Annotated in this window: 18 protein-coding genes; 7 read left to right on the forward strand and 11 right to left on the reverse strand. The window is 37.1% G+C overall.

What is annotated here, in order from left to right; translation table 11 throughout:
* Positions 1 to 137: 137 nt before the first annotated feature.
* Entirely contained in the window at positions 138 to 1,016 is an 879-nt protein-coding gene (locus tag EK386_RS19010; protein WP_126660761.1) for a DMT family transporter, read from the reverse strand.
* Between the two features lie 176 nt (positions 1,017 to 1,192).
* Between EK386_RS19010 and EK386_RS19015 the strand changes: the two genes are divergently transcribed.
* Entirely contained in the window at positions 1,193 to 2,107 is a 915-nt protein-coding gene (locus EK386_RS19015; protein WP_126660762.1) for a S66 peptidase family protein, read from the forward strand.
* 246 nt (positions 2,108 to 2,353) lie between these two features.
* Here the strand turns inward: EK386_RS19015 and EK386_RS19020 are convergent, their stop codons facing one another.
* The gene (locus EK386_RS19020; RefSeq protein WP_126660763.1) at positions 2,354 to 2,869 is read right to left on the reverse strand and encodes a DIP1984 family protein; all 516 of its coding nucleotides are present in this window, start codon (positions 2,867 to 2,869) and stop codon (positions 2,354 to 2,356) included.
* A gap of 12 nt (positions 2,870 to 2,881) precedes the next feature.
* Complete coding sequence (locus tag EK386_RS19025) at positions 2,882 to 3,571, reverse strand: B3/B4 domain-containing protein (RefSeq protein ID WP_126660764.1); 690 nt, start codon at positions 3,569 to 3,571, stop codon at positions 2,882 to 2,884.
* An 82-nt stretch (positions 3,572 to 3,653) separates the two neighbouring features.
* On the opposite strand from EK386_RS19025, the gene queG reads away from it, so the two are divergent.
* Both queG and trmL read left to right on the forward strand, forming a co-directional pair.
* Positions 3,654 to 4,787 (forward strand): tRNA epoxyqueuosine(34) reductase QueG, encoded by a 1,134-nt coding sequence (queG, locus tag EK386_RS19030; protein WP_126660765.1) that lies wholly within the window; start codon positions 3,654 to 3,656, stop codon positions 4,785 to 4,787.
* 31 nt (positions 4,788 to 4,818) lie between these two features.
* Positions 4,819 to 5,292 (forward strand): tRNA (uridine(34)/cytosine(34)/5-carboxymethylaminomethyluridine(34)-2'-O)-methyltransferase TrmL, encoded by a 474-nt coding sequence (gene trmL, locus EK386_RS19035; RefSeq protein ID WP_126660766.1) that lies wholly within the window; start codon positions 4,819 to 4,821, stop codon positions 5,290 to 5,292.
* Between the two features lie 42 nt (positions 5,293 to 5,334).
* Here trmL and EK386_RS19040 read toward each other — a convergent pair whose 3' ends face one another.
* Complete coding sequence (locus EK386_RS19040) at positions 5,335 to 6,222, reverse strand: VOC family protein (RefSeq protein ID WP_126660767.1); 888 nt, start codon at positions 6,220 to 6,222, stop codon at positions 5,335 to 5,337.
* A 402-nt stretch (positions 6,223 to 6,624) separates the two neighbouring features.
* On the opposite strand from EK386_RS19040, the gene EK386_RS19045 reads away from it, so the two are divergent.
* Complete coding sequence (locus EK386_RS19045) at positions 6,625 to 6,819, forward strand: hypothetical protein (RefSeq protein WP_126660768.1); 195 nt, start codon at positions 6,625 to 6,627, stop codon at positions 6,817 to 6,819.
* Between the two features lie 463 nt (positions 6,820 to 7,282).
* On the opposite strand, the gene EK386_RS19050 is transcribed toward EK386_RS19045, so the two are convergent.
* Positions 7,283 to 8,896 carry a long-chain fatty acid--CoA ligase gene (locus EK386_RS19050; RefSeq protein ID WP_126660769.1) on the reverse strand — a complete coding sequence of 538 codons (1,614 nt, stop codon included), beginning with the start codon at positions 8,894 to 8,896 and terminating at the stop codon, positions 7,283 to 7,285.
* A gap of 251 nt (positions 8,897 to 9,147) precedes the next feature.
* Between EK386_RS19050 and EK386_RS19055 the strand changes: the two genes are divergently transcribed.
* Complete coding sequence (locus EK386_RS19055; RefSeq protein WP_126660770.1) at positions 9,148 to 9,978, forward strand: aldo/keto reductase; 831 nt, start codon at positions 9,148 to 9,150, stop codon at positions 9,976 to 9,978.
* 54 nt (positions 9,979 to 10,032) lie between these two features.
* Here EK386_RS19055 and EK386_RS19060 read toward each other — a convergent pair whose 3' ends face one another.
* The 4 genes from EK386_RS19060 to EK386_RS19075 all read right to left on the reverse strand — a co-directional run bounded on the left by EK386_RS19060 (position 10,033) and on the right by EK386_RS19075 (position 12,774).
* Positions 10,033 to 10,878, reverse strand: a complete 846-nt coding sequence (locus EK386_RS19060; RefSeq protein WP_126660771.1) for an RluA family pseudouridine synthase — start codon at positions 10,876 to 10,878, stop codon at positions 10,033 to 10,035.
* Positions 10,879 to 11,061: 183 nt separating this feature from the next.
* Positions 11,062 to 11,535: a thioredoxin family protein gene (locus tag EK386_RS19065; protein ID WP_126660772.1), complete on the reverse strand. Its 474-nt coding sequence runs from the start codon at positions 11,533 to 11,535 to the stop codon at positions 11,062 to 11,064.
* A gap of 1 nt (position 11,536) precedes the next feature.
* Positions 11,537 to 11,962: a disulfide oxidoreductase gene (locus tag EK386_RS19070; RefSeq protein ID WP_126660773.1), complete on the reverse strand. Its 426-nt coding sequence runs from the start codon at positions 11,960 to 11,962 to the stop codon at positions 11,537 to 11,539.
* Positions 11,963 to 12,150: 188 nt separating this feature from the next.
* On the reverse strand, positions 12,151 to 12,774 hold the full coding sequence (locus EK386_RS19075; protein WP_126660774.1) for a GntR family transcriptional regulator: 624 nt from the start codon (positions 12,772 to 12,774) through the stop codon (positions 12,151 to 12,153).
* A 192-nt stretch (positions 12,775 to 12,966) separates the two neighbouring features.
* Here EK386_RS19075 and EK386_RS19080 point away from each other — a divergent pair, with 192 nt between their 5' ends.
* Both EK386_RS19080 and EK386_RS19085 read left to right on the forward strand, forming a co-directional pair.
* Positions 12,967 to 14,082: a GAF domain-containing sensor histidine kinase gene (locus EK386_RS19080; protein ID WP_126660775.1), complete on the forward strand. Its 1,116-nt coding sequence runs from the start codon at positions 12,967 to 12,969 to the stop codon at positions 14,080 to 14,082.
* Positions 14,083 to 14,093: 11 nt separating this feature from the next.
* A complete protein-coding gene (locus EK386_RS19085) occupies positions 14,094 to 14,750 on the forward strand; it encodes a response regulator (protein WP_126660776.1) in 657 nt (218 codons plus the stop codon).
* Between the two features lie 130 nt (positions 14,751 to 14,880).
* On the opposite strand, the gene EK386_RS19090 is transcribed toward EK386_RS19085, so the two are convergent.
* Positions 14,881 to 15,780 (reverse strand): cation diffusion facilitator family transporter, encoded by a 900-nt coding sequence (locus EK386_RS19090; RefSeq protein ID WP_126660777.1) that lies wholly within the window; start codon positions 15,778 to 15,780, stop codon positions 14,881 to 14,883.
* A gap of 84 nt (positions 15,781 to 15,864) precedes the next feature.
* Positions 15,865 to 17,193, reverse strand: a complete 1,329-nt coding sequence (locus EK386_RS19095) for a hemolysin family protein (RefSeq protein WP_179966068.1) — start codon at positions 17,191 to 17,193, stop codon at positions 15,865 to 15,867.
* Positions 17,194 to 17,792 lie beyond the last annotated feature (599 nt).

The following is a 17,792-nucleotide window of genomic DNA, read 5'->3' on the forward strand; positions in this document are numbered from 1 at the left end:
AAAATAAATCGATATAATACCCAAAAATCCGGAAAAATGACAAAAGGCTTTCAGAATGAGACCATTCTGAAAGCCTTTTGTCGACAATCTGAGGCCTTCAGAGTTTCTGAAAGCCTTTTATCTTTACCAAGGTAGTATTATTTTCGATTAGTCAAGATTACCCCGCCAATAACAGCAAGCCCCCCTACTACTTGAGCGAGTTGCAGTTGTTCTCCTATAAATATCGTTGCAAAAATTGTGGCAAAAACAGGAATGAGATTTAAGAAAATGCTTGCGCGGTTTGCCCCCATTTTGACAACTCCTGTGTTCCAGCTCAAAAACGCCACAATAGAAGCTAAAACCCCTACATAAACAATGGCACTGATTGTTTTAGTAGACCATACAATAGGACTGTCTAATGTTGCTAGTTCATACACTGTGAAGGGTGCAAGTATGATTGCCCCCATTGCAATACTAACTAAAAATGTAGAGAACCCTGGAAGTCGAGTTGCGTATTGTTTAATTAGTAATGAATAAATGCTCCAACAGAATACGGCTACGAGGACAATTAAATCGCCCTTATTAAAGGAAAAGTGCATAAGCGTTTCAAGAGATCCACCCGTTAATATAAAAATGACCCCGATTAACGAAATCGCAGTTCCAATCATTTGATTTTTCGATAAATGTTCTTTTAAGAAAATAAACGAAAGTATGTATATAAATATAGGGGTAGTGGAATTCATTAATGATGCATTAATTGAAGTAGTAGAATAAACCCCAATATAAACAAGTGTATTAAAGGCTGCAACCCCGGTGAAAGCTAGAACAAGTACAATCTTCCAATGTTCCTTCAGTTTTAACCAGTCACGTTTTACATATTTAAATGCAATTGGAAAGAATACGAAAAATGCCAGACACCATCTTAAAAAGGCAAGGGTAAAAGGAGGGATGTCTCCAGTTACAGCACGTCCAATGACAAAATTACCACCCCAAAGTAATGTGGCTAAGACGAGTAAGGCGTATGGTGGAAATTTCATTGTGAAGCCTCCTTTAGTTGATTTCCATAACGTTTCCATTATATCTATATAGTAATTGACAGTTCAACTTTATTTTCAGATTATGGAATCTAACTATGATACAATCTTTACATAACAATTTCTTGAGTTTAAAGGTCGAACAGTGTTTGACTTTTCTTATAAATGGAGGGAACTAAATGAAAATTCGTCCGAAACGATTACAGGTGGGGGATACGGTAGGCGTAGTAGCATTGTGTAGTCCACTGGCGATGGATAAACTACCAGATCAACTCAAAGTTTTAGAAGAACTTGGGTTAAAGTATAAATTAGGGAAAACAATTGGGTTAACAGGGAAATATTTATCAGGAACAGACGAGGAAAGAGCGAATGATTTACACGAAATGATAGATGATCCTGAAATTAAAGCGATTTTTTGCTTAAGAGGTGGCTATGGGGCTGCGCGGATTGCGGATAAAATTGACTATCAACTGTTGATGGAAAATCCGAAAATCTTCTGGGGCTTTTCAGATGTAACGTATTTCCACAATGCTTTTCATGAGTATTGCAATATTGTCACATTCCATGGTCCGATGCTTTCGTCTGTCACAAAAAAATCATTATCCGATTTATCGAAAAGAATGTTTCAACAATTGTTTCGACCATTAGAAATCCAATATGATGAAAATATTTCACCGCTTCACACGATCGTTCCTGGCAGTGTACGTGGAGAATTTGTTGGTGGGAATATGCATCGGCTGGTGAGTACACTCGGCACGAAATATGAAATGGATACAACGAATAAAATCATCTTATTTGAAGAAATTGGTGAGCCTTTACAAAAGATTGATGGTATGCTCAATCAATTACGACTTGCTCGAAAATTAGAAGCAGCAGCAGGCTTTGCCATTGGAAGTTTTACGGAGCTAGAAATTGGCGCAAAACTAGAGGATGTTTACGCAATCTTTGAAGAGTATTTAAAACCTCTTAATAAACCAACTTTAGCAGGCTTTAAAATTGGGCATTGCGAACCGAATATCGCTGTTCCACTAGGGGTAGAGGCAATTCTTGATGCGACTTATAAAACATTACGCATTTTACCAGGTGTGGAATAAAAGTAAGAAGCCGTCTCCATAAAGGGACGGCTTCTATTTCATAACGTCTGTCGATTTCAAAATCACTAAAAACACTATTGTTTGTATGCTTTACTATAGTTGGTTATTAGTCAAAGGTAACAAAAGTAACAGGTTAAAGGTGATCGGTTGACACTAATGTAAATTTGCACGGCTGGCAAAGTGACAGAAACGTTATGCCTCGGCTTGGAGTCTCACCGCACCGAGGAGGTTTTGTGAGCTTCTTATTTAAAAATACTTCGAATCATCAAATTCAATTTCGACTTGATAATTTTTCGCATTGATTAAGTTTGATAATCTATGAGCTTCTTTTTCTAGCTCATTGGCACGATTGCGAAAATCGGACGGCTCGTACATTGCGACTTGATAGAAAATGACACTATCTCCTGTGCTATGATACAGTCGTTCTTTTTCTGACTTCCCAAGATCTTTATACAGGCTGGCATCTGCACGTAATTGTGAAGCAAGTTCAATCGCTTCTACAATCGGCAACTCTTCATCCTTAAATGTGATCGTATTATCGATGTTAGCACGGTAAATGAGCTTGTCCAACGTTCTGGAGTCTTTCCGTACTTGTGCAAGTTCTGCCTCTACTTCTGCAAGGGATCTACCTGATGGATTTGGTTTTTCTCCTTTTTCTACAATGGCATGGGCAACTAAATGAATTTCACTTATAAGTTCTTGTATTTTTTTCGTTAAAATGCTTTTTAACTTAACCCCTTCTGCTAATGGAATCTTTTTCATCTATAACCCTCCCTATATAGAAATACTACGGTTGTTCGTTGATAGTACGTAAGCTGTAAAGTCGCCACCATTAATTTGCGTAAACATGTTACCAGCTGAATGAAGAAGTTGCTCGCATTCTGTTTCTGCTAACGATGGTCGTAAATAAAAGATTTGGATGGCTTCTACCGTATTTTCTGTTACGGCCGTTCTTTGAGAATCAACAAACGGACTTCCAAAAGCCCCCTCACGATCTTTACTGTATACTATATTTTTTAATGAATTATAGCGCCCGTTTAATCCTTCGTAGCCGGTTTCCTCATCACCTAATGCAATTTCAAGATCACCTTGAAGTTTATTCACATCATATATACCAACTGGGATTTCGTACTGTAATGAAAAGAAATTATTTAAATCGACCGCAGAATGAAAAGGCGTTAGATAGTTTTGTTTTGCAATTCGACGCATTAAACTTTCTGCAGAATGACGGTATCGATTCGGATCAGCTCCAAACGATTTCCACACTTTACGCCATTCGCTTATCCCAGGTCGTTCTGTTACAGGGGTTTCCTGAAGTTCTAAATAGAGGTTTTCCTGATAAAGTTGTGTGCGTCCTTTTATCATTTGAGGAGATTCTGATACAACAATTTTGGTATAATGGATAATGCCGATTTTGAATTGGTCATTCGTAGTAAGCAGTGAGTCGTTTAATGAAATGTTCATTGTAAATCACCTACTATTTCAAATTTGGGTAAAATTTTACTCGTTTCTATATATATTAACAGACAAAGGAGTGGAAAGTGAAATGATAATACCACAGTTGCAATCGGACTTAATCGAATATGCAAAATCTATTGGCGTGGATAAAATCGGTTTCACCCACGCTTCTCCCTTTCTTGAATTGAAAAATCGGTTAAAACGTCAGCAGGAATTAGGCTATCAATCTGGCTTTGAAGAGTCCAATATCGAGTTGCGAACAGAACCCCTTCGCCTTCTAGATGGAGCCGAAAGTATTATAGCCATTGCTCTTGCATACCCATCTAAAATGGAGGAAGCGCCTGTTGGGAAAAAAGGGGCTAGAAGAGGGATTTTTGCCCGCGTATCATGGGGAATTGATTATCATGTGGCTGTACGTGAACGACTTCAATTAATAGAAGAGTGGCTAAAAGAGCGTGTTCCGAATGTACAAATTAAATCGATGGTAGATACAGGAGAGTTAGTTGACCGCGCAGTTGCAGAACGTGCAGGGATCGGTTGGAGTGGGAAAAACTGTTCGATTATTACACCTGAATTTGGTTCGTATGTTTATTTAGGTGAAATGATTACAAACATCCCATTTGCACCAGATACACCGATTGAAAATGAGTGTGGGGATTGTCGATTGTGTTTAGATGTTTGTCCAACTGGCGCACTTGTTGAAGCAGGACAGTTGAATTCGGGGAAGTGTGTAGCTTTTTTAACACAAACGAAGGATTTTTTACCGGATGAATTTCGAGCAAAAATTGGCAATCGCATTTACGGATGTGATACGTGTCAAACCGTTTGTCCGAAAAATAAAGGGAAATTGAATTGGATTCATGAGGAATTTAAGCCAGACCCTGAACTTGCTAAACCGTTACTACAGCCATTATTAAATATGTCGAATAAAGAATTTAAAGGGAAATTTGGTTATATGTCAGGTTCATGGCGAGGGAAAAAACCAATTCAACGGAATGCCATTATCGCCCTGGCCCATTTTAAAGAAGAAACAGCCATTCCAGATTTAATTGATATAATGAAAAAAGATGAGCGCCCAGTTATGCGAGGGACTGCAGCATGGGCCATTGGAAAAATCGGTGGACCTGATGCGGAAGCGATTTTACTCAAAGCACAGGAAAAGGAAACAAATAAGGACGTCCTTTGTGAAATTGAAAAAGGACTAGCGCTATTGAAAGCTTAAAAATAAAAGTTACGTAGGGAAGTGTAGATCGTTGCCATTACATATTGTTTTATATCAACCTGAAATACCAGCCAATACTGGAAATATTGCACGTACTTGTGCCGGAACGAACACATCATTGCATTTAATTCGTCCACTTGGATTTTCTACAGACGATAAAATGTTAAAACGTGCGGGATTGGATTATTGGCATGCTGTTAATATTGTGTATCATGATAGTTTAGAGGATTTTCTAGAGTATTCAAAGGATGGGGAAGTTTATTTAATCGAAACGTATAGCGATGAACCTTATTCAAATCATGATTTCAGTAATAAAGAGCAGGACATTTATTTTATGTTTGGAAAGGAAACGACGGGATTACCAAAGGACTTTGCGTATGAAAGACGAGACAAATGTTTGCGAATCCCGCAAAGTGATCATATCCGTTCATTAAACCTTTCGAATACAGCCGCCATCATCATTTATGAAGCATTACGCCAACAAAATTTCCCTGGTTTAAAGTAAAAAAGAGCATTCTTACAGTCGAATTGTAAGAATGCTTTTATTTTATTCACCCTCTAGAGTGAAAATGATACGAATGCCGGATGGATCTTCTGTTGAGAAGGCTTGCGCACCGCCGAATGTTGGAGCACCTTCAAATTGTTCCACTTTAGCACCCATTGCAGTTAAATTAGATTTAATTTTTTCAGCCTGTTCTGCATTATCTAACACAAGGGTATAAGATTTTAACCCAACACTATTGTCAGGAGCTTTGACACCGCCGCCACTGTTCCAAGTGTTTAATCCAATATGGTGATGATATTTGCCAGTGGAAATGAATAGAGCTTGTGCACCGTAACGTGTTACTACTTCAAATCCTAATGCTTCTGTATAAAACTTTTCTGTTGCTTCTAAATCGGAAACAGATAGGTGAATATGCCCCATGACTGTCCCTTGAGGAAGCCCTTTCCACTGACCGTTACCATCCGCCATAATGGACTGAACGTTTAATTGTTCCGTTACCATGTGTACAGTGGAGTCACCATACCAAATCCATTCCTCTTCAGGACGGTCAATATATACCTCAATGCCATTGCCATCTGGATCATATAAATATAACGCTTCACTTACATGGTGATCCCCCGCACCAATACGAATATTTTTCTCAGCTACATGTTGTAGGAAATTTCCTAAGTCTTTACGTGTAGGCAGTAAAATTGCAAAATGATAAAGACCTGTTTGACCTCCTGCTAATGGTAGTGCATTTTCTACTTCTTCTAGGGATAAAATACTTGTAGCACCATCAAAAGTTAATACTGCTGTTTGATTCGTTTGCTCCAGGACATCAAAACCAATGATTGTTTTATAATATTCGATGGAGCGTTCTAAATTGGAAACTTTTATTTGAACGTGGGAAACATACGTATTTGGTTTTTTATGAAAATGAGTAGGCATGATGAAAGCCTCCTTAATTATTTTTGGTTATCAACTTACTTTATGTAACTAAGTATATTTTCGGCAGTTAAATTAGTCAAGTTTTAAAATTACATTACCCACTAAAGATGTGTTTTATGTAAAATAAAAAGAACTGACAACAAAGTTATCAGTCCTTTTTATGTATGAAGATTATTTTTCTTTTGTATAGTTTCCTTCATATCCAGCAGTTAAGATAGCAGTAATGAAAGCTACACATACGCCAAGAATTAAAATTAAATTCATGGAAGTATCCTCCTCATGTATATAAATTCTCACAATTTAGTATAGCCTATCTATAGACACTTTACTACTCAAAAATTATGTCGAAACTGGTTCAAATCTAACTATATGGGAATAGTAATGTTAGGAGGCTAGAGAAAAATGGACAATCACAAACAAGAAGTTAGCGGTCATATGACGAATAATATGGGTGACTTAATTTGGCTAGGGAAGCAAATGGAACGTATGCGCGACGGTTCACAACTAGAAGAAGATATGCGATTTCCTGATCCGATTCAATTTGATGATTTAGATAATGATAATGATGAAAAAGAAAGTTATACAAAGAAAAACTAAGTGAGGAGGCTAGCTCAATTAAGCGTGAGCTAGCTTTTTGAATAGACTGCTTTCTCTATGAAGGACAAAATGACGGGAAACCTTGCTCGAAGTGTTCTTCATAAGCGCGACGAAGACCCGAATGCTGGTGAAAACTGTTCAAAGAGTCGTTCATAAGCGCGATGAAAGCCCGACTACTAGTGAAAACAGCACACTCGGTCGTTCATAAGCGTGATGAAAGCCCGAACGTTAGTGAAAATAGCACACCCGGTCGTTCATAAGCTTGATGAAGGACAAAACAGCAGGAAAACTTGCTCGAAATGTTCTTCATAAGCCGGATGAAGAGCAAAATAGCGTTTAAAATTGTTCAAAGTGTTTTTCATACCCGCGATGATTTTCATAAAAAAATCTACTCTCCTTAAAAAGGAAAAGTAGATTTTGATCTTAATTAGGCTATTCAAAATTACTTAACTCAACTTCGCCACTACGAATTCAACTGATAATCTTTTAAATCTTCTCGCAGTTTGGCTTTTAGGAATTTGCCTACTGATGTTTTCGGAATTTCATTAATAAAGACCACATCATCCGGAAGCCACCATTTTGCAAACTGTCCCTCTAAATAACTAATTAGTTCTTCCTTCGTCGCAGTTTTGCCTTCCTTCAGAACAACACAAGCTAATGGGCGTTCCTGCCACTTTTCATGGGGAATCGCAATCACTGCTGCTTCAAACACTGCTTCATGAGTCATTAAAGCATTTTCTAAATCGACAGAAGAAATCCACTCACCGCCACTCTTAATTAAATCCTTTGTGCGGTCAGTAATTTTTATATAGCCTTCAGGTGTAACGACAGCGATATCCCCTGTGTATAGCCATCCATCTTTAAAAGCATCCAACGTTCGTTCATCTTTATAATATTCACTCGCAATCCAAGGACCACGAATGCGTAGTTCGCCCATTGTTTGGCCATCCCAAGGTACACCGCCGGCTTCATTGACAACTTCTGTATTTAACAAAGGAACGGGTAGTCCTTGCGTTGCGCGGATATTCAGTTTTTCTTCAGCCGACCAATCTTCCATTGCAGAAGTGTAATTCGATAAGCTGACAATTGGTGAAGTTTCGGTCATGCCATAGCCTACAACGAATGGCACATTATACTTCTCTTCAAATGCTTTAATCAGCCCTTTTGGAGAAGCAGAACCACCACATACCACCGCGCGTAAAGATGATATGTCACGCGGATTTTTTTCTTGTTCTTGCAATACCCCTAACCAAATAGTCGGTACACCAGCAGTTAGCGTCACTTTTTCTTGGTCAATTAAATCAAGTAGTAATCCAGGAGTAAACATTGGTCCCGGTAATACTTGTGTTGTACCATAATTCACCGCAGCAAACGGCATGCCCCAAGCATTTACATGGAACATTGGAACAACCGGCATTACCACATCTTTTTCACGCAGTCCCATACTGTCTGCTAAGCCGAGCGCTAAACTATGCAACACTAAACCGCGATGAGTATAGACAACCCCTTTTGGCATGCCGGTCGTTGCACTTGTATAACACATCCCAGCAGGAGAATTTTCATCTAAATCTTCAGGGAAATCAAATTCATCGGAAGCCTCTTCTAACAATTGTTCATACGAATAGACATTTGGGAAACTAGATTTTGGAACTTCTTTATTATCTTGCATGACAACAATATGTTTAACCGTTTTTAAGAAAGGAATCGCTTTTTCGAATAGAGGAAACAGGTCACCATCGATCAGTAAAATTTCATCTTCGGCATGGTTAATGACGTAAATAATATGTTCTGGTGATAGGCGAATGTTAATCATATGCAAAATTGCACCAGCACAAGGAACGGCAAAATAGCTTTCGAGATGGCGATGGTGGTTCCAAGCAAAAGAACCTACTTTTGTACCACGTGTCATGCCAAGCTTTGTTAAGGCATTAGCTAATTTGCGCGTACGTTTTACATAATCTTTGTAGGGAATACGGTGAATCGTGTCTGCGCTTGTCCTTGAAATAATCAACTTCTCAGGAAAATATCTTTCTGCCCGACTTAAAAAACTAGTTAACAATAAAGGTGTTTCCATCATAACTATCAGCTCCTTAAATGATATCCAGTAACATACAAAAAAGAGTGAAAATAGTCCTTCATATTAATATATTAAGAAGATAGGGTTGTTAGAACATGGAAGCGGTAACAAAATAGAAGGGATTATAGAAAACTTTATGAGAGATTAATAGAAGTTAAACTAAAAATTGAGGACGACAAATTTGAGCACTTGTATTTAGTTTGTTAAACTGTACTTCGAATAAAGAAAATTTTGTAAGGGACGTGACAATTTTGACGATTATTCCATCAAAAATATTATCCAATGGTGTACAAATGCCATATCTCGGTTTAGGTGTTTACAAAATGACTGACCGAGAAGAAGCAATTTTGGCAATGACTAAGGCGCTTGAAGTTGGCTACCGCGCAATTGATACGGCGGCTATTTACGGAAACGAAAAAGAAGTTGGGGAAGCAATCAAAAACGCTAATGTTTCAAGAGAAGAGATTTTTGTGACGACAAAAGTGTGGAATAATGACCAAGGTTATGACAACACGTTACGTGCATTTGAAACGTCTTTAAAAAATTTAGGACTTGAATATGTAGATTTATATTTAACGCACTGGCCGGTTGAGGATAAACTCGTTGACACATATCGTGCAATCGAACGTCTATACGATGAAAAGTTAATCCGTGTACCGGGTGTATCGAATCACCATGCGCATCATTTAGAAAAGATTTTTGCAAAAGCGAATGTACAGCCAATGGTCAATCAAATCGAATTACATCCATATTTTTCTCAAGTAGAATTACGAGCGTTTTGTAACGAACATAATATTGCTGTAACGGCTTGGTCGCCACTTGGTCGAGGTGGCATTTTACAAGATGAGGTCATTACAACTATCGCGAGCGAAGTAGGGAAAACAGCAGCGCAAGTGATTCTTCGTTGGCATTATCAACAAGATATTATTACAATTCCAAAATCCGTTACACCAACTCGTATCGAAGAAAATATGCAAATTTTTGATTTCGAACTTTCGAACGAGCAACTAGCAAAAATTAATCATATTAATAAAGATCAACGTTTTGGACAAAACCCAGATACGTTCCACTTCGATTTTTAGATAAAAAAACATTCAGCACTCACATTTAGAAGTGGGAGCTGAATGTCGATCATATTATTTGGATTCAATATCCTTTACCACAATGGTTTTATTTAAAAACGGATGTTCAAATTCAAGTTGAATGGCATGTAATTCATAATCGCCAGAAGCCGTTTCTCTTGCATTGTACATTGTGTCTCCAACGATTGGGTGCCCGATATGTGCCAAATGAACACGGATTTGATGGGTACGTCCCGTTTCTAACACTAAATGAACAACACATGTTTGTTTAAAACGTTTCACTACTTCAAAATGGGTAACGGCGTGCTGACCAGAATGTGAAACGACACGACGCGTTGCATGGTGACGATCTTTTCCAATTGGTTCATTAATCGTGCCACTTTCTTGACGGATATTTCCTTGTACTTCCGCCTCATATGTTCGAATAATCGTTTTTTCCTCAATCATTCGGTCCATGATGGATTTAGCAATTGGATGTTTTGCTACGAGTAATAGTCCTTTTGTCCCGCGGTCTAATCGATGGACATGTTCTGCGTAATGACCGCCATTTGCTTGAACATGTGCCATTACATGATTCATACATGTATCCGTATCCCACTCATCGTTCGGGTGTGTTGCCATTCCTTTTGGTTTGGAAACAATTAAGCAATGCTCATCTTCATAACGGATGTTGACCCCACAAACGGATGTTGGCACATAGTTTGATTTTGGGATTTCAAAATTAAACGTAAGCATTGTTCCAGGCGCTAATGGTTCTGACCAAATAGCAGGTGTTCCATCCTCTAAAGTCACAGCTTTTGCCATCCGAAGCTCATGTACAATTTTCTTTCCTAATCGCCATTTTGTTCTTAATAATTCTTCTACAGTTAAATTGTTGTGTACAATTTCATATTGAAACATGTTGTAACCTCCACTGTGGATGTCTAGTTACGACGGCTAGCTCCTCGGTCACTTCAACTTCCTCCTCTGCATGCAAGCATGCTTCGTCGAAAGTCTCCAGTGCCTTTCGGAGCTGGGCGAGCCGTCTTCACTTTTCTAATAAAAAAGACAAGGCTATACGTTCAACCTTGTCCTATCATATCATTATTTTGTTACTTGTCCTAAGAAATCATGAATGACTTGCTCGTTGGAAGAGTAATCACCTACAAGACGACTTACTTCTTTTCCTTCATTAAAGTAAATTAATGTAGGTGTTGCTTCAATGTTGTATTCATTCCAGCCTTTATCATATTCTAAAATGTTTAATTGATCGACTTGAACGCCAACTTCATCTGCAATCGGCATTAGTGAAGGTGTCATTTTCATACAGTGTGGACATTCAGGGCTGAACATATAGGCCACAACTGGTCCACCTGCTGCAATCTTTTCTTCAAGTGCTTCAGGTAGAATAATATTTTGGTAATTTTCATTGTCTAATAAATCAATTGTGGATTGTCTTAAATTATCTGTACCATATGGATTATCAGTTAACTTATCTTTATTGGATAGGTTGGTTAGTAAAATAATCGCGATGAATAGTACAATGACTACTGCACCAATAATGCCTAACTTCTTCAAATTACTTTTCCTCCTTTAAAACCTTAATCATATAAAAACTAGTAACCGCGATCAAAATAAAAGCACATAATGCTAAAAATGGAATTGTAATAAATCCTAAATAATTAATATATTGACCAGTACAAGGAACTCGTCCACAAGTTGGTGCTGATTCTGTTAGAAAGTCCAGTTTTTGAATGCCATAGTGATAAAGTGAAATTGCGCCACCAATACATGAAAACACAGCAGTTGTAACGGCAATTCGAACATTTTTTTGTATGTATGCAACGGTTGTTAATAGAACGATTGGATACATAAGTATACGTTGATACCAACATAATTCACACGGCTCGTACTGACGAACCTCAGAGAAATACAAGGATCCGAGTGTTGCTACTAATGACACAAGCCAAATAAATAGCAAACTATTTTCTAATTTTTTATTCATAGTGGAGCTCCTTAAAATTCTTTTATCTTTATTTGCGTAAAAAAGACTCTCACTAATAGAAGTGGGAGATGTGGATAGAAGTAAAATATAAACGTACATAATAAAGATAAAGTTTCAAGCGGATGTCAGTTTTGATTATAAATTGTTCCTATATATAAGTAAATTAATTTGTTTTATAGAATAGTTTTTCACTTATATTTCCTAGTATATCGGAGCATGAATTGTAAATCACATTCTAAATGTTCTTTCATTAAGCGCGAGGCTAATTCTGGTTTTCTCGCTTCAATTGCCTTATAGATCTGCACATGTTCTTCATATAGTAATGGTCTTTTATTTAAGATTAAAGTTCGATTAAATAAATAAAAAATAGCATCCATCTTTTTAGCTTCTTGGATCATGATAGGGTTATTAGATTCCGCAATAATAAGGCTATGGAATCGATTGTTTGCGCTTACAATTTCTTCTACACTTCCTGTTTTAGCATCAAGAACGGCTTGTTTTAGGTATTTTAAGTTTTCCTCTGACATATTATTAGCTGCTTTTTTAATCGCATAGCATTCTATTAATGTTCGAAATTCAGAAGAATGGATGATATCTGCAATCGTTGGTTTGTACACTCGTTTTTCTTGAATGAGTCCCTCTTGTTCTAAACGGCGGATAGCTTCTCTAACAGGTGTTCGGCTAACGCCAATTTTTTGCGCTAACCGCTCTTCAATTAGTTTCGTACCACCAGTTAACTCTCCAGTTAATATTTGATTACGAATTGTTTCGTATGCTAAACGGTAAGCATTCGATGCATTTGCTACTTGCATGATTTTTCCCCCTGTAACGCATAGTACATTGTCTATTATACACATATAAACCACATACTTTGCCATAAATTGAAAATAGTTATTGGGAGATTTGTAAAATAGTTCATTCAAAAGTATGAGGGGTCATCAAATGCAGTATATATTCGTTCAATGATATGATAATTCTATAGTTAATAATAAGGGGCTAATAGCATGACCATTAATGATCAATCCAATATTACGATATTAAAGGAAATTGCCGAACTGTTAAATGAAGAAACAGATATGATTCCAATGTTAAAAGGTGCTTTAAGTAAATTTTTAAATGGGACTAATTTTGAAACGGGCTGGATTTTTTTTATTAATGATAAGGGGAAAGCTGAATTGATTGCCCATGAACATCTTCCTGAAGCGTTAAGCTACAATGATTGTCAACATTTACGAAAAGGTGGATGCTGGTGTGTCTCGAGATATCGGAATAATGAGTTAAAGAAAGCTACGAACATTATTGAATGCCAACGAATTGAAGCGGCCATTGAGGAAAATATCGGTGATCACGCAGGCATTACTCATCATGCAACAGTACCATTACAATCGGGAGAGGAACGTTTTGGGATATTAAATGTTGCCTCAGCACATACGGTGAGTTTTTCAGATGAAGAGCTAGAATTACTTGAATCAGTTGCATTTCAAATGGGTTCAGCGATTAAGCGCATCTATCTAACCAAACAAGAACAAGAAATTGCCCTCGTACAAGAACGAAATCGACTAGCACGAGATTTACACGATTCCGTCAATCAATTACTTTTTTCAGTAACATTAACCGCTCGTGCTGGCATTGAAATGAGTGAACAACAAGAATTAAAAGAAACCTTTAAAGAAATACAACAACTAACCCAATCCGCCCTTACAGAAATGAGAGCCCTCATTTGGCAATTGAGACCAAAAGGCTTAGAAAGTGGGTTACTGGAAGCAATTAAAGCCTATGCGGAAATGCTAAATATCCAACTAATCGTAAATGTCTCGGGCGTTATACAATTTCCTTCACGAATAGAAGAAACATTATTTCGAATTGCTCAAGAAGCATTAAATAATATAAGAAAACATGCGGGAGTACAAGAAGCAACCATTTATTTAACAGTTACTTCTACAGATGTTTTAATGGTCATAAAAGACGAAGGAAGCGGATTTGTGATGGACCTTGAGCGAAACTTACTATCTATTGGGTTGCAGTCCATTAAAGATCGGGCCAGTGCAGTGGGAGGAACGGCTGATTGGGTAAGTGAGATTGGAAAAGGGACAGAATTATTAATCCGATTACCATATTAGGGGGGAAGAGTATGATCCGTGTATTAATTGTAGATGACCATCATGTTGTACGTCGTGGGTTACTTTTCTTTTTAAAAACCCAAAAAGATATAGAAGTCGTTGGTGAAGCAAAGAATGGACTAGAAGCAGTAGAGCTTGTTGAAGCATTGCAACCAGATATTGTGTTAATGGATTTAGTGATGCCTGAAATGGACGGGATATCCGCAACGAGAAAAATTAAATCAAAATGGCCGGCTATAAATATATTAATGTTAACAAGTTTTTCTGATAAGGATCATGTATTACCAGCTCTTGAAGCAGGTGCTGCAGGGTATCAACTAAAAGATATTGAGCCAGACGACTTAGTAAACTCCATTCGACAAATTATGAGTGGGGAAAATATTTTACATCCAGTTGCCAATTCTCAACTTGAAAAAACTTTGAGAGAAGAAGAGAACTTGCCCCATGTGAAAAATACATTAACACCAAGGGAAAAGGATGTTTTGGCAGAATTGACAAAGGGGAAAAGTAACCGAGAAATCGCCTCTTCCTTGTTTGTCACGGAGAAGACAGTGAAAACCCATATATCCAATATCTTTACAAAGTTAGAAGTCCAAGATCGAACGCAAGCTGCTTTGTATGCAGTGAAACATGGATTAACTGAAGTAAGTGGACCAATTGAAAACTAGATTATAAAAAACAACTTTACAATTTAAGGTTGTTTTTTTATTTGAGGTGAATTTCGAAAAGTGCTGACACCAAATGAAGATGTCAGCACTTTTTTAGTAAAGAAAAGTTGATTGAACAAGAGCGCTGTTCTTAGAAATGATAATCTTCTTCAACGGCTCGCGGTATTTCATGGGGTTCGATATGGACTAGAACCATGCAATGCGGGTTCGATTTATGCACCGTTGACTCAATTTTTTCAGTAATGCGGTGACTTTCCCACACATTTAAGTAAGGATTCACGGTCACTGTCACATCAATAAAGCTCATATTGCCGTGGGTGCGCCCTTTAAAATCGACTAAATCAATCACACCATCTACATTATTAATTAAAACGGATAATGTTTCAGATTCTTCAATATCAAATCCATCCGTTAACGTATGCACCGACTCCCAAAAAATTTCAATTGCGGTCTTAATAATAATCAGGGCTACAATGAGGGCGGTAAGGGTATCGATAATAGGGAAACCAATAATTGCCCCGAAGATCCCAACGGCTGTCCCAATACTAACCAAAGCATCTGAACGATTATCGTATGCGGCCGCTTTAACTGCACTACTCTTTATTTTTTGGGCAAGGGCTAAATTATAGCGATATACACCATACATAATAACTGCACTTCCTAATGCAACTAAGGCGGTTAATGCGGATGGTGTTTCATGTACAGGGTTGAATAAATTTGTAATTGAGCTGACTAAAACTTGTATACCAACAATCATCATAATAAAAGATGCAATTAATGAAGCAATCGTTTCTGCTCTTAAATGTCCATATTGATGATTTGAATCGGGAGGCCTTTGAGAGATTTTTAAACCAATTAATACAGCGATGGATGCAATAATATCCGTTGTATTATTTAGCCCATCTGCCTTTAAAGCTTCTGATGAACCAAAATGTCCGATTGTTAATTTGATTGAACTAAGTAAAAGGTAAGTACCAATGGAAAGCCATGCTCCTTTTTCCCCTGCTCGTAAATTTGTATAAAGCTCCACTTTGTTTCCTCCCGGCAAAACTTCAAAACATGATAAAACGACTTTCCACTAATTATGGAAAGTCGTTCACTATTTTAAATTCAATTATTTTTGTTCTTCTGTTTCGTTTTGTTCTTCTGAATCCGCTTGTGGTTCAGGTAATTTAGATACTTCTAAATAAAGGATATGGTGACCATCTAATTCTTTAATTTTGAATTCGTATCCTGCAAAATCAAAGCTATCACCTTCAACAGCGTCAAAGCGTTGCGTTAAGAACCAACCACCGATTGTATCGACATCCTCATCGGTAATTTCAATTCCTAACATATCGTTTACTTCTTCAACTAACATTTTTGCATCGAGTATATAATGGCCATTGCTAATTTCCTGTACTTCTGGGATTTCATCGTCATCAAATTCATCTTGGATATCTCCAACGATTTCTTCAATGATATCTTCGATGGTTACTAAACCAGATGTCCCGCCATACTCATCCATTAAAATCGCCATATGAATGCGTTCCTGTTGTATTTTAAGTAATAAATCACTAATTGGAACAGTCTCAAACACACGGATAACTGGTTGCATATAATCAAGTACTGGTTTGTTACCGTTTGCAGGATTTTTTATATATGCTGTTAATAAATGTTTTAAGTTTACTAAACCGATCACGTGGTCTTTATCGCCGTCTGTGATTGGGTATCGAGTATATTGTTCAACGCCCATTACTTCAAAAACTTCTTTAACAGTTAAATTTTTCTCGATACTAACAATTTCAGTTCGAGGTACCATAATTTCCTTTGCAGTACGGTCAGAAAATTCGAAAATACTATTTACGTATTCGTACTCAGAGTGGTTAATTTCGCCACCTTTATAACTGTCTGTTAAAATGAGGCGCAGTTCTTCTTCAGAGTGGGCTACTTCAGATTCAGATGCCATTTTGTATCCGAACAATCCAGATAATTTACGTGCTGAACCATTTAATAGTTTAATGAACGGGTACATTATGTTATGGAACACAATTAATGGTCCTGAAAGTCTTAAAGTAAGTTCTTCTGATTTTTCGATGGCAAACGTCTTTGGTGTTAATTCTCCTACGACAACGTGAATATATGTCACAAGTAAGAATGCAATGATAAACGAAAGTAATGAAGAAATTCTAGGATCTAGATTCCACATTTTGAATAATGGATGTAACATCATATCAAATGTAGGCTCACCTAACCAACCTAAACCAAGGGCAGTAATGGTAATGCCCAATTGACAGGCGGATAAGTACTCATCCAATTCCGAAATAACTTTCTTAGCTTTTATTGCTCGTTTATTGCCTTCTGCAACTAACTGATCAATACGTGTTGTTCTTACCTTTACAATTGCAAACTCAGTTGCAACGAAAAATGCCGTAGCAGCAATTAGCAAGAAAAATGCTGCCAACTTAATGGTTAACTCTCCTATGTCTACGTCCAAATACGATCTTTGTCACAGACCCAAATGAGGGGTGCGAACAAAGAGTACACCTCCTATAGTAAAAAATTAGATAATAACTCCATGATAAAATATTTTAAGAAAAAATACAAACTAAGATACCAAAAATAATTAGGAATTTTTTGAATTTTTTAGATTCATAAAAAGTAAAAATTAATAGAATGTAAAGAATAGAAAATAGCCATTTATACGAAAAATCACTTAAATTATTGACTTTCAAAAATTGGTTATGCTACTCTTTAATGGCAAAATAAAATTATAAGGAAGAGGAGGTAAGGATAATGAAAATGATCGAAAAAATGCCATTAACTAAATATAATTATCCGAACCTGTTGCGTGCTTTCTTATAGCTTTATTAAATCGCACACGAATTATACAAAAAGGTACAGGTTTTTGGATGCATGTATCTTTTTTTAGGGCACTTATCTCTAAAGAAGGGATAAGTGTTTTTTTGTTGTTTAGGAAATTATAAAATTCCGCCCTGTGGATAACTTTTCCTAGTAAAATAGTATCGAAGGGAGCTGTTGGATATGCAATTTAATCATCGA

Origin of the sequence: Lysinibacillus antri, assembly GCF_003977595.1 — a bacterium.
In the GTDB taxonomy this organism is placed as follows: Bacteria; Bacillota; Bacilli; order Bacillales_A; family Planococcaceae; genus Ureibacillus; species Ureibacillus antri.